This is a genomic window from Romboutsia sp. MSSM.1001216sp_RTP31141st1_G3_RTP31141_220114 (assembly GCF_039031195.1).
Taxonomy (GTDB): Bacteria; Bacillota; Clostridia; order Peptostreptococcales; family Peptostreptococcaceae; genus Romboutsia_C; species Romboutsia_C hominis.
Genome location: NZ_JBCIUO010000005.1, coordinates 151,998 through 164,147, shown reverse-complemented (window position 1 = coordinate 164,147; position 12,150 = coordinate 151,998). Strand labels below are relative to the sequence as shown.

General features: G+C 29.2%; 14 protein-coding genes. 13 read left to right on the top strand and 1 reads right to left on the bottom strand.

Annotated elements, in window-relative coordinates; translation table 11 throughout:
• Positions 1 to 3: 3 nt before the first annotated feature.
• Together ABCP60_RS09935 and ABCP60_RS09930 are read left to right on the top strand one after the other, a co-directional pair.
• The gene (locus ABCP60_RS09935; RefSeq protein WP_343101684.1) at positions 4 to 567 is read left to right on the top strand and encodes a hydrolase; all 564 of its coding nucleotides are present in this window, start codon (positions 4 to 6) and stop codon (positions 565 to 567) included.
• Positions 568 to 598: 31 nt separating this feature from the next.
• Positions 599 to 1,084, top strand: a complete 486-nt coding sequence (locus ABCP60_RS09930) for a hypothetical protein (RefSeq protein WP_092923374.1) — start codon at positions 599 to 601, stop codon at positions 1,082 to 1,084.
• 89 nt (positions 1,085 to 1,173) lie between these two features.
• Here the strand turns inward: ABCP60_RS09930 and fba are convergent, their stop codons facing one another.
• Positions 1,174 to 2,037 (bottom strand): class II fructose-1,6-bisphosphate aldolase, encoded by an 864-nt coding sequence (gene fba / locus ABCP60_RS09925; RefSeq protein WP_195940504.1) that lies wholly within the window; start codon positions 2,035 to 2,037, stop codon positions 1,174 to 1,176.
• A 174-nt stretch (positions 2,038 to 2,211) separates the two neighbouring features.
• Between fba and ABCP60_RS09920 the strand changes: the two genes are divergently transcribed.
• The 11 genes from ABCP60_RS09920 (at position 2,212) to ABCP60_RS09870 (ending at position 12,106) form a co-directional block, all read left to right on the top strand.
• Positions 2,212 to 2,541 (top strand): DUF1904 domain-containing protein, encoded by a 330-nt coding sequence (locus ABCP60_RS09920; protein ID WP_092923379.1) that lies wholly within the window; start codon positions 2,212 to 2,214, stop codon positions 2,539 to 2,541.
• On the top strand, positions 2,541 to 3,263 hold the full coding sequence (locus ABCP60_RS09915) for a pseudouridine synthase (RefSeq protein ID WP_092923382.1): 723 nt from the start codon (positions 2,541 to 2,543) through the stop codon (positions 3,261 to 3,263). Before ABCP60_RS09920 ends, ABCP60_RS09915 begins: the two co-directional genes overlap by 1 nt.
• 22 nt (positions 3,264 to 3,285) lie before the next feature.
• Positions 3,286 to 4,641: a 23S rRNA (uracil(1939)-C(5))-methyltransferase RlmD gene (gene rlmD / locus ABCP60_RS09910; RefSeq protein ID WP_343101683.1), complete on the top strand. Its 1,356-nt coding sequence runs from the start codon at positions 3,286 to 3,288 to the stop codon at positions 4,639 to 4,641.
• A gap of 255 nt (positions 4,642 to 4,896) precedes the next feature.
• Positions 4,897 to 5,601 carry a GntR family transcriptional regulator gene (locus ABCP60_RS09905; protein ID WP_343101682.1) on the top strand — a complete coding sequence of 235 codons (705 nt, stop codon included), beginning with the start codon at positions 4,897 to 4,899 and terminating at the stop codon, positions 5,599 to 5,601.
• A gap of 109 nt (positions 5,602 to 5,710) precedes the next feature.
• Complete coding sequence (locus ABCP60_RS09900; RefSeq protein ID WP_343101681.1) at positions 5,711 to 6,022, top strand: PTS sugar transporter subunit IIB; 312 nt, start codon at positions 5,711 to 5,713, stop codon at positions 6,020 to 6,022.
• Between the two features lie 22 nt (positions 6,023 to 6,044).
• Positions 6,045 to 7,373, top strand: a complete 1,329-nt coding sequence (locus tag ABCP60_RS09895; RefSeq protein WP_343101680.1) for a PTS transporter subunit EIIC — start codon at positions 6,045 to 6,047, stop codon at positions 7,371 to 7,373.
• 33 nt (positions 7,374 to 7,406) lie between these two features.
• Positions 7,407 to 8,717, top strand: a complete 1,311-nt coding sequence (locus ABCP60_RS09890) for a 6-phospho-beta-glucosidase (RefSeq protein ID WP_166506035.1) — start codon at positions 7,407 to 7,409, stop codon at positions 8,715 to 8,717.
• Between the two features lie 9 nt (positions 8,718 to 8,726).
• Positions 8,727 to 9,452 (top strand): chitin disaccharide deacetylase, encoded by a 726-nt coding sequence (gene chbG, locus ABCP60_RS09885; protein ID WP_343101679.1) that lies wholly within the window; start codon positions 8,727 to 8,729, stop codon positions 9,450 to 9,452.
• Positions 9,453 to 9,465: 13 nt separating this feature from the next.
• Positions 9,466 to 9,783, top strand: coding sequence for a PTS lactose/cellobiose transporter subunit IIA (locus ABCP60_RS09880; protein ID WP_092923400.1), 318 nt, complete (start codon positions 9,466 to 9,468; stop codon positions 9,781 to 9,783).
• 233 nt (positions 9,784 to 10,016) lie between these two features.
• Positions 10,017 to 10,673: a hypothetical protein gene (locus ABCP60_RS09875; RefSeq protein ID WP_092923403.1), complete on the top strand. Its 657-nt coding sequence runs from the start codon at positions 10,017 to 10,019 to the stop codon at positions 10,671 to 10,673.
• Between the two features lie 62 nt (positions 10,674 to 10,735).
• On the top strand, positions 10,736 to 12,106 hold the full coding sequence (locus tag ABCP60_RS09870; protein WP_195581619.1) for a DUF3298 and DUF4163 domain-containing protein: 1,371 nt from the start codon (positions 10,736 to 10,738) through the stop codon (positions 12,104 to 12,106).
• Positions 12,107 to 12,150 lie beyond the last annotated feature (44 nt).

Sequence of the window (12,150 nt, the reverse complement as noted above, 5' to 3'; positions counted from 1 at the left end):
TGTATGGGAAGATTAAATATATGTATAGATATAGATGGAACTATAACAAGTCCATATCATTTTATTCCGTACTTAAATGAGATATATAATAAAAATATAAAAGAAGAAGAATGTGTAACTTATAACTGGGAACAATTATATGGTGATACCATGGATGAAATATTAAATAAATTCCATAGTAGCTGTATGCATTCTTATGAAGAAGCAGAAATAGTAGAATATGCTAAGGACGTTATAGAAAAGTGGTTAGCTAATAGCCACAACTTATATTTTGTAACGGCAAGAGATAAAAGTCTTACAGAGATAACTACAAGATGGTTAAACGATAAAGGATTTTCTGATATAGATGTTCACTTATTAGGTAGTCACGATAAAATAGCTAAAGCTAAAGAACTAGAATGCAATATATTTATAGAAGACAATCCATCAAATGCAATGCAACTTGCAAATGAAGGTATGAAAATACTACTAATAAATACCAACTACAATCAAGGTGTAGAACATGATAATATAACAAGAGTAGACACTTGGAAAGACATAGATAAATTCATAGAATTGTACAAGTAAACATAGCAATACTATAGGGGGAGGTGGTCTTATGGTCGAATTAAAAGTAGAAAATCGAAAAGGCAATATAAGCATAAATAGCAATGATGTTAAAGAAATCATCAAAATAAGACCAGATATAGAATATACAAGAGATATATCAAATACAATTAATCAAGATGGTATAATGGCATTTGACTGCAAACTGTCTCAAGATGTATTTAATATGCAAGATATAGAAGATGTACTAGATGAAATAGGAGAAGACTTAGACGAAAGCTATTTCCAAGTATTATTTGAAGATGTAAGAGCATATTTAAAAGATGCTACAGATGAAATTGAAGAAGAACTTCAGGATAAATATTTATTTGATAATGTAAGATGTTTCTTTGATATTTATAATATAGATGAATCTTTTACAGATTTTAAATTTGTATTTTTAGTTAGCTTCAAGGATATAAAAATAGCATCATTAGCTAATCTATCTAAGATAGTAGGAAAAAGACAGTTAGTAGGAGCATCAAAATTCTATAGCTAAGGATTATAAATAATATAAAAGATTAATATAGAAATAAAAAAGAGCATCTTTATACAAAGATGCTCTTTTCATTTAATTTTTAAAAGGAATTAAGCTTTATTTATTGATCCGAATAATTCCATTTTTTCTTTAACAGTAGTTTTTATAGCTTCAAACCCTGGAGCTAAAAGCTTACGAGGGTCAAATCCTTTACCTTCTAAGTCTTTACCAGCTTCTATATACTTACGAGTAGCATCAGCAAATGCTAATTGACACTCAGTATTAACGTTTATTTTAGAAACACCTAATGATATAGCTTTTTGTATCATTTCAGCAGGTATACCAGTTCCTCCGTGTAATACTAATGGCATGTTTCCTGTAGCATTATTTATAGCAGCTAAAGCATCAAAGTTTAATCCAGCCCAATTTTCTGGATATTTACCATGTATATTACCTATACCAGCAGCTAGCATATCTATTCCTAAATCTGCTATTAATTTACATTCAGCTGGATCTGCAACTTCACCAGCACCAACAACACCGTCTTCTTCTCCACCTATAGAACCAACTTCTGCTTCTAAAGAAAGACCTTTAGCATGAGCTAATTCAACCATTTCTTTAGTTTTAGCTATATTTTCTTCGATTGGATAGTGAGAACCATCAAACATTATTGAAGAGAAACCAGCTTCCATAGCTTTTTTAGCTCCATCGTAGCTTCCGTGGTCTAAATGAACAGCAACTGGAACAGTTATGTTTAATTCTTCCATCATTCCTTCAACCATATTAACTATAGTTTTAAAACCACACATATATTTAGCAGCACCTTCAGATACTCCTAATATAACTGGAGAATTGTTTTCCTGAGCAGTTAATAATATTGCCTTAGTCCATTCTAAGTTATTTATGTTGAATTGACCTACTGCGTATTTTCCTTCTCTAGCTTTTTGTAACATGTCTTTAGCTGAAACTAACATATATAAACCCTCCATACAATTAATTATTAAAAATAATCAAATATAAAATTTACCCATCAATTAATATTATAACCCTAATACAAAAAAAGTACATAGTAAATTGTAATAACTAGTAATTAAAAGTATAATAATATCTATAACTAAATAAATTTTAAGAAAAGAGAGGAATTATATATGCCACAAATAAAAGTAAGAGGTATAAATGAAAATGATATATGTAAAATAAGTGAAAATATGATAGATAAATTAGTGGAAGCAGTAAAATGTCCTAGAGATTATTTTGAAATAGAATGTATAAAATCTGTAGCAATAAGAGACGGAAAAATAGCAGATGTATATCCATTTGTGGAAGTAGCTTGGTTTGATAGAGGACAAGAAGTCCAAGACACAGTAGCTAAAATAATAACAGATAGTATAAGGGATGGATTAAAAGTAGAAAGTATGGATTTAGCATTTACTGTTTTTGAAAAGGAAAAATACTATGAAAATGGAGAACATTTTTAATGGCTAAAAAATTACGTATAGATAAAATACTTTCTAATATAGGATATGGTAGTAGAGCGGAAATAAAAAAATACTGTAAGCAAGGTATGATATCTGTAAATGGAAAAAATATAAATAATCCAGGGATTCAAGTTGACCCAGAAAATGATAAAATACTTTTTAATGGAGAAGAAGTAAACTATAGAGAATTTGTGTACATAATGTTAAATAAACCAGATGGATATATATCGGCGACTTTTGATAAGCATGACCCAATAGTATTAGACTTAATAGATTCATCATACTATGTTTTTGAACCATTTCCAGTAGGTAGGTTAGACAAAGATACAGAAGGGCTATTGGTATTAACAAATGATGGACAACTTGCACATAGGGTATTATCACCAAAAAAGCATGTACCAAAAACTTACTATGCTAAAATAGAAGGAATTGTAACAAAAGAGGATGTAGTTGCTTTCTCAAAAGGAGTTACGCTTGATGATGGATATGAAACTATGCCGTCACAACTTAAAATATTAAAGAGTGATGAAATATCAGAAATAGAACTTACTATACATGAAGGAAAATTCCACCAAGTTAAAAGAATGTTTGAGAGTGTAGGTAAAAAAGTAGTATACTTAAAAAGACTGTCTATGGGAAAATTAGAGCTAGATAAAAATCTAGAGCTAGGAGAATATAGAGAATTAACAGAAGATGAAATAAAATTATTAGAAGAAAGATAACAATTGAGCGGAGGTAGTTTTAGTGAAAAGAAGAGACATAATAGAGTTTGAAATAGATAAAATGGAGTTCGGTGGAACTTCTGTAAGTTTATATGATGGAAAAGATATATATATGAAGGGCGGAATAACTGGACAAAAAGTTAAAGCAGTAGTCCAAAAAGCTAGAAGTAAAAAAGCTGAAGTTAAAATGCTAGAACTTCTAGAAAACTCACCGCTAGAAACAGAAGAGCCATGCAAACATTTCAATCAATGTGGAGGATGTAGTATATTATCAGTTCCTTATGAAAAACAACTTCAAATAAAAGAAAGACAAGTAATGGATTTATTCTTACAACAAGAGTTATTTGGATTCAAATTCTTAGGAATACAAGGAAGTCCTGAGCAAAGAATGTACAGAAATAAAATGGAATATACTTTTGGAGATGAGGTTAAAGATGGTCCACTATCTTTAGGTCTTCACAAAAAAGGAAAGCATATAGATATAATAACTGTTGATGGATGTTATTTAGTAGACCAAGACTTCATAAATATATTAAAAGCTACTGTAGAGTACTTTAATGAAAAGCAAATACCATATTACAGAACATTTAATCACAAAGGATACTTAAGAAACCTTGTAGTTAGAAAAGGTATAAATACTAAAGAGATGATGGTAAACATAGTTACATCTTCTCAACTAGATTTTGATATGACTGAGTATAAAAACATGCTTTTAAATTTAGGTTTAGATGCAGAATTAGTAAGTATACTACACACTATAAATGATGGATTAGCAGATGCAGTAAATTGTGATGAATTAAGAGTTCTTTATGGAAGAGATTATATACAAGAAGAAATATTAGGGTTAAAATTTAAAATATCTCCATTCTCATTCTTCCAAACAAATACTAAAGGAGCAGAAGAGCTTTACTCTATAGCTAGAGAGTTTGTTGGAGACCACAGTGACAAGGTAGTATTTGACTTATACAGTGGAACTGGTACTATAGGACAAGTCATGGCAGGATCTGCTAAGAAAGTTTATGGTATAGAAATAATAGAAGAAGCTGTAGCAGCTGCTAATCAAAATGCAAAATTAAACGGTTTAACAAACTGTGAATTTATAGCAGGAGATGTTGCTAAAACAGTAAACAAATTAAAAGAAAAGCCAGATTTAATAATAGTTGACCCACCAAGACCAGGTGTACACAAAGATGCTATAAGAGATATATGTGGATTTGATTCTAAGGAAATAATATATATATCTTGTAATCCAAAGACATTAGTATTAGATTTAGTTGAATTTAAAAACTATGGATACGAAGTAGAATTAGTTAAATGTATGGATATGTTCCCAAATACACCTCATGTTGAAACTGTTGTTAAGTTAAAAAAAGCTTAATATAGATTATATCAATAAGACTACCTATAAATTTAGGTGGTCTTATTTTAAGTGTAAAACAATTAAAAATTTTGTATACTTTGAATAATTTGATTTGAAATATTAACCAAAGACTATATAAAAGATATAATAAAGGAGTGTTATTATAAAAATTATATCAAAAGAGTTTATAAAAGTTACAAATTAATATATTATTAAATGTATATACAATTAAATAGGCAATAAATTCATGTTTAAAGCCGAGGGAGGAAAGTTATGGGTCAACCTATATATAAAATAATAGAGAACTATGTAAAAGAATTAATTAATTCAGGAAAATTAAATCAAGGAGATTTAATACCATCAGAACATCAATTATGCGAAGAATTTAATGTAACAAGAATGACTGTTAGATCAGCACTTAATAATCTAGTTAAAGAAGGATATATAGCAAGGAGGAGGGGTATAGGAAGTATAGTTTTAGGAAGTAAGGTATATGACAATATATCTTCTATAAGTGGTTTTACAAAAGAGATGAATAGCAAAGGATATAAAGTATCAAGTATATTAGTTAGTTTAGAAAAAATAGAAGCAGATGATGAAATTTCTGAAAAGCTAAATATAAGTGAAGGTGATTATGTTTGGGAGATAAAGAGAGTTAGACTAGCAAATGATAAAAGATTATCGTATATGATTACATATATGCCATATAAACTATTTCCAAATATAAATGAAACTCACTGCAAGGGTTCTTTATATGAATATGTTGAAGAAGTTAGCGGACGTAAGATAGCTATATCAGAAAGAGAAGTAGAGGCTGTCATATCTAATGATGAGTTAGAAGAAAATCTAAAATTGGATAGAAAAGAACCGTTATTATATATAAAGCAAGTTTGCAGACTTGATAACGGTGAAGCATTTGAATACTCTCATACATACCATTATGGTTATACTTTAACCGTTAACGCTATATCTAAATAAAAATACATATAGTGTGAAAATGTTTTCTTGAAATGTCTATACATTTAATACATAATAAATGTATAGACATTTAAATTTTAATAAAATATATTTTGGGGAGGTACAAAAAATGGTAAAAATAATGTTAGCTTGTTCAGCGGGGATGTCAACTAGTTTACTAGTTACAAAAATGGAGGCTGCAGCGAAGGAAAAAGATATAGAGGTAGAAATATGGGCTATATCAGAAGTTAACTTAGATAGGGAAATAGGAAATTGTGACGTTTTATTATTAGGACCGCAAGTTAGATATATATTAGGTAAAGCGACAGAGATGGCTAAGCCACACAATGTACCAGTAGAGGTTATAAATATGATGCACTATGGAACATGTAATGGTAAAGCTGTATTAGATAGAGCAATGGAGTTATATAATTCAAAGTAAATTAAAAAGGGGGATAATCAAAATGGAAGCATTAATGAACTTTATGGAAAGACATTTAGTTCCAATAGCATCTAAGGTTGGCTCACAAAGACACTTAGTAGCAATAAGAGATGGTTTCATTGCTATGATACCAGTAACTATGGTTGGGGCATTTGGATCACTTATAAAAAACTTACCATTAAAACCTTACCAAGATATGTTAGCTAACACTACAGTTGGTCAACAAATATCTGCACTTGGAGGCGATTTATGGTGGGGATCACTTGCAATGATGTCATTATTTTTAGCTGTGTCAGTAGCCTATTCTTTAGCAAAATCATATGAAGCAAATGGTTTACAAGCAGGACTTCTAGCATTATGTGGATTTTTAGTGTTATCTCCTCAAACTGCAGACATAGTAACTGAGGCAGGAGAGGCAGTTTCAGGGTGGGGGTTTATACCTTGGGGTTATGTGTCAACTAATGCACTATTTACTGCTATGGTAGTAGCACTAGTAACAACAGAAATTTATGTAAGATTATCTAAAGTAACTTGGTTAACTATAAAAATGCCAGATGGTGTACCACCAGCAGTTTCTAGATCATTTGCAAAATTATTACCAGGAGTAATAGCGTTATTTATAGTAGGTATAATAGGTATAATAGTAAAACTTTTATCAAACGGATTATTTATAAATGATTTATTATCAACATATTTATCGAAACCTTTAACTGGTATGGCTGACTCTTTAGGAGGGGCTGTGTTTACAGTATTGTTTATCCATGTTTTATGGATATTTGGATTACATGGTGCAAACATAGCACTTCCTGCAGTAGAGCCAATATTAATGGAATTAGGTGGTAAAAATGCTGAGTTAGCATCAGCAGGAGCAACAGAAGGTTACCATGTATTTGCAGGAGCATTTTTAGATGCATTTGTATACTTAGGTGGTTCAGGTATGATACTTGGATTAATAATAGCATTAATAATAGCATTAATAATAGCAGGTAGAAGACGTAAAGAAATGATAGCTTTAGGTGGACCACCAGCATGTTTCAATATAAGTGAGCCTATGATATTTGGTATGCCAATAGTATTAAATCCAATATACATGATTCCATTTGTACTAGCGCCAGTATTATGTACAATAACTTCATACTTAGCTATATCCAGTGGGATAGTAGCACCAGTTTTAATGGCAAAAATTCCTTGGATAACTCCTCCAATATTTAGTGGAATAATGGCTACAGGGCATTGGACTGGTGGAGCATTAGCAGCAGTTAACTTAATAATATCTGTTGTTATATATTTACCATTTGTAGTTGCAGATGAAAGAATGGCAAAAAAAAGATTAGCTAAACAACAAGGTTAGTTAATAATCATAGAGATTGGGTGGTAGAAGATTATGAAAAAAGGTCTTAAGATAGTTACAATAGGGGGAGGATCAAGTTATACCCCCGAATTAATAGAAGGATTTATAAAAAGATATAGTGAGCTACCAGTTAAAGAACTATGGCTTGTAGATATAGAAGCAGGGAAAGAAAAATTAGAAATAGTAGGTAATCTTGCCAAGAGAATGATTAAAAAATCTGGATTAGATATTAAAATTAACCTTACATTAGATAGAAGAGAAGCTTTAAAAGGTGCAGATTTTGTAACAACTCAATTAAGAGTTGGATTATTAGATGCTAGAATAAAAGATGAAAGTATTCCTTTATCACATGGAGTAATAGGTCAAGAAACTAATGGTGCAGGAGGGCTGTTTAAAGCCCTTCGCACTGTACCAGTTATACTAGATATAATAAAAGATATAGAAGAGTTATGTCCAAATGCATGGTTAATAAATTTTACAAATCCAACAGGTGTAATAACTGAAGCAGTATTTAAATACACAAACTTCAAAAACTATGTAGGATTATGTAATGTTCCTATAGGTGTTAGAAATGGAGTTGCAAAGTTATTTGAAGTAGAAAGTGATAGAATATATATGGATTTTGCTGGACTTAATCATATGGTATATGGGCTTAATGTTATTTTGGATGGCAAAGATGTCACAAAGGAAGCAATAGATAAGTTTGTAAGTTCTAAAATAAGTATGGAAAATATAAAGGCAATAGATTTTAATCCAGAGTTTGTTAAAGCTTTAGGTGCTATACCTTGTCCATACCATAGATATTATTATAAAACTAAAGAGATGCTAGATGAAGAATTAGAAGAATTTAAAAAAGGTAAAGCAAGAGGTCAAGTTGTTAAAGAATTAGAAGGGCAACTATTTGAACTTTATAAAGATGAAAGTTTAGACATAAAACCACCTCAACTTGAGAAAAGGGGAGGAGCATATTATAGTGATGCAGCTTGTAACTTAATAAGTTCTATATACAATGATAAAAGGGATATACAAGTAGTTAATACATTAAATAATGGAGCCATAAGAAACTTTAGAGATGATCAAGCTGTTGAAGTTAGTAGTGTAATAACTAGCGAAGGACCAAAACCTTTATCAATGGGATATCTTCCGCAGTGTACTGATGGTTTAGTAAGTGATATAAAATCTTTTGAAATATTGGCAGCCAAAGCAGCCGTATATGGAGATTACGAAAGTGCATTATTAGCACTTTGTATCAACCCATTAATACCTTCAGATGATTTAGCAAAAACTATATTAGATGAGATGTTAGAGGCTCATAAAGAGTACTTACCTCAATTTAATAAGTAGGTGAAATTTATGACTAAACTTATAGTAAATGCAGATGATTTTGGATATTGTAAAGCTGTAAATTACGGGATAATATCAGCGTATAAAGAAGGAGTAGTAAAATCTACAACAGTTATGGCTAATATGCCAGGATTTGAGCATGCTATGAAACTTTTAAAGGAAAATCCAGGTTTGGCATGTGGAGTCCATATGATTATTAGTTGTAATAGACCAGTACTTCCTAATTTGGAAAGCCTAGTAGACGGAAATGGAAGATTTTTTAGGCGAATCACTAATGATGTAATAGATAAGATGAGCTTAGATGAAATTTATGAAGAACTTTGTGCTCAAATAGAAAAAGTAAAGAAATACACTGAAATTTCTCATCTTGATAGTCATCACCATGTTCATACTTTAAAGAAACTACAGCCAGTTATTGAAAGGATAATAGAAAAGTATAAGTTACCAATAAGAGGTGGATTTGAATATAATCTAGAATATTCAAAAGTAGTACCTATGTTAGATACTTTTTATAGTGATAATGTGGAAATTGATTACTTTAAGAAGAATATAAATACTTTAAAAGAATATGACGCTTTAGATATAATGACTCATCCAGCATACTTAGATGCATATATTTTAAACTCTACATCTTATGCAATGCAAAGAACAAAAGAGCATGAGATATTGACATCAGAGGAAGTTAAAAAGTATTTAAATGATAATTTTGAATTGAGTAGTTACAGGGACATTTAGGAGGTTTTTTTAAATGGATGAAAAAATATTTGAAATATCATTTGGCATAATAGGATATGCAGGGGACGCAAAAGGATTAGCTTTTGAAGCAATAGCCCAAGCTAAAAAGGGGAATATAGAAGCAGCAAGAGAAACTATGAAAAATTCTAAGGAAGTAATAACTAAAGCTCATAGATTCCAAACAGAGCTTATACAAGGTGAGGCTAATGGAAGCAAAACAGAAGTGAGTGTTTTATTAGTTCATGCACAAGATCATTTGATGAATGCCATGAATTTTCAGCAGTTAGCAGAAGAGTTTATAGATTTATACGAAAAATTAGAAAGTAAGTAAAATATTTTTTTATACAAAAGGGTATTGAATTAAATTCAATACTCTTTTGTATTTTATAAAAAGTATATTGATTATATTCTTTAAGATAGTTTGTCATATATTTTTAAATATATATGAAGTTGTATTAATATAGTCAAATTATGATATAGCAAATTGTGTAAATTAGAGGAGTATTAATACTTAATGAAGAAAATATACTAAGTAAATGTAAAGTATATCAAGGGGGGACATTAATGAAAAAAGGGGATTTTATATGGGGAGGAATTCTTCTTATCTGGATACTTATATTAGTTATACCAGTTAGTAGGGATTTATTCATTACTGTAACAGGAGAGTATCCATATGTAAGTGGATTTATTAAATTTGCGGTCTTAGCTACAATGGGAGAGTTACTAGGTATGAGAATAAGTTATGGGTACTGGAAGCAACCAAATGGAGTTATGTTTAGAGCGATTATTTGGGGTGTAATAGGTATTGTTATAACATTAGGATTGCCAGTATTCTCTAAAGGTGTAGAGGCTGCTCAAGAGATGGGAAAGCTTCCTTTTAAAGAGTCTATTTTTGCACATGCATTTTTGACAAGTGCGATTATGAATATATTACAATCACCAGCAGTATTTTTATTTCATAAGTGTACAGATACGTACATAGATATAAGACATTATAAAAATGGAGGAAGAGTAAGTCTTAGAGATATAACAAATAAAATCGACTGGTATACGTACATTGATTTCACAGTGTTAAAAACTATACCATTTTTCTGGATACCTTGCCATACGATTGTATTTTTATTTGAACCACAATATCAAGTTATAGTGTCTGCATTTGCATCTATAGCACTAGGGCTTATACTAGCAATGGCAAATAAATCAAAATTAAAAAGTTTTTAGTAGAATAAAAATATAATAAATTCAAAACATAGTAATGCAATTATGTTTTGGAGGAATTATAAATGAATAAAAAAAGAAATATAAGAGTATTTATGTCATTAATATGTATAGCATTACTATCTTTAATACTTTTATATAATACTGAGTTAGTAGATATATCAAGTAAAGTAAAAGCTAACATAGTAGATAGTATAAAAACAGTAAAGGTTACTGAAGAAAGAAGTAAAATAGAATGTAAAAATTTATCAATAACAGTTAGAATGCCTAAATTATATTGTGATAATAAAAATGCTGAAAGGTACATTAATTCTTTTATCAGAAATAATATAAATAGTTATATAAATCATAAGAGGCAAGATATAGAATTACAAAATAATAAACAAAAAACTAATATATTATTAGAATATAATTTAGCGTTTCAAAGTAAAGATGTAATCAATATAGTTATAGTAAAAGAAACTAAAAGTGGAAAAAATAAATTTTCAACCAACAAAGAAAGTTATGTTTTTGATTTAAAGACAGGGCAAAGAATATATATAGATAATCTTTTAGGAGAAGATGAAAACTACAAAGAATTAATAAAATCTTATATAAATAAGACTATAGATGAAAATAAAATAGATATAGACAAAAATCTAGTAATTATAGATAAGGAAACTAATTTTATAATTGTAGACGGGGGATTATCAATAATATTGGACCAAAATAAAGATGGTAAGATGAGAGAATATGAATTTAAAGTTCCATATGATGTTTTTAATAACAAAGTAAAATCAATAAACACAAAAAATATAATTGCAAATGTAGATACGCAAACAATTACTCAAAATAATAAATATATAAATAGTATATTAAATATTCCTATAATAATATCTTCAAATAAGGATATAGATAAAGAATTAAATTATAAAATTAGAAAAGATATAATGGATTTTTATAATAAAGTTTATGAGAGCGCTAAAAACTATTTTGATAATGTTGATGTATCAAAAGATAAATTTGTTGCAAATGTGGATTATGAAGTTAAAAAAAATAGTGATGATATATTAAGTATAAAAGTAACTTACCATCAATATAGTGGAGGAGCTCATGAAGACTATGAAGATATAAGTTATAATATAGACATGAGAAGTGGAAGAATATTAAAATTAAGCGATTTATTTAAGCCAAACTCAGATTATATAAAAGTAATAAATAATGAGATTAGAAGGCAAATAGAGGAATTAGTTAAAAATAATAAGGAGTATGAAGGTATATATCAATTTGAATCAATAGAAAAAGACAATAAGTTTTATATAGAGGACAATAATATAGTTATTTACTTTGATTTATATAAAATTGCACCATTTGCAGCAGGGATACCAGAATTTAAAATAAATAATAGTATAATAAGTCATATGTTAAAAGAAGAATACTTAGAAATACTAAAATAGATAATAATAAAAAGCTTTACTATTTATATCTAATAAAAATTAGA

What these genes read in the sequence shown, in the direction of transcription:
- ABCP60_RS09920 (WP_092923379.1), top strand. Translation starts at nt 2,212, where the DNA reads ATGCCACAAATAAAAGTAAGAGGTATAAATGAAAATGATATATGTAAA.
- ABCP60_RS09880 (WP_092923400.1), top strand. Translation starts at nt 9,466, where the DNA reads ATGGATGAAAAAATATTTGAAATATCATTTGGCATAATAGGATATGCA.
- chbG (WP_343101679.1), top strand. Translation starts at nt 8,727, where the DNA reads ATGACTAAACTTATAGTAAATGCAGATGATTTTGGATATTGTAAAGCT.
- ABCP60_RS09900 (WP_343101681.1), top strand. Translation starts at nt 5,711, where the DNA reads ATGGTAAAAATAATGTTAGCTTGTTCAGCGGGGATGTCAACTAGTTTA.
- ABCP60_RS09870 (WP_195581619.1), top strand. Translation starts at nt 10,736, where the DNA reads ATGAATAAAAAAAGAAATATAAGAGTATTTATGTCATTAATATGTATA.
- ABCP60_RS09890 (WP_166506035.1), top strand. Translation starts at nt 7,407, where the DNA reads ATGAAAAAAGGTCTTAAGATAGTTACAATAGGGGGAGGATCAAGTTAT.
- ABCP60_RS09930 (WP_092923374.1), top strand. Translation starts at nt 599, where the DNA reads ATGGTCGAATTAAAAGTAGAAAATCGAAAAGGCAATATAAGCATAAAT.
- ABCP60_RS09915 (WP_092923382.1), top strand. Translation starts at nt 2,541, where the DNA reads ATGGCTAAAAAATTACGTATAGATAAAATACTTTCTAATATAGGATAT.
- ABCP60_RS09935 (WP_343101684.1), top strand. Translation starts at nt 4, where the DNA reads ATGGGAAGATTAAATATATGTATAGATATAGATGGAACTATAACAAGT.
- ABCP60_RS09905 (WP_343101682.1), top strand. Translation starts at nt 4,897, where the DNA reads ATGGGTCAACCTATATATAAAATAATAGAGAACTATGTAAAAGAATTA.
- fba (WP_195940504.1), bottom strand. Translation starts at nt 2,037, where the DNA reads ATGTTAGTTTCAGCTAAAGACATGTTACAAAAAGCTAGAGAAGGAAAA.
- ABCP60_RS09895 (WP_343101680.1), top strand. Translation starts at nt 6,045, where the DNA reads ATGGAAGCATTAATGAACTTTATGGAAAGACATTTAGTTCCAATAGCA.
- ABCP60_RS09875 (WP_092923403.1), top strand. Translation starts at nt 10,017, where the DNA reads ATGAAAAAAGGGGATTTTATATGGGGAGGAATTCTTCTTATCTGGATA.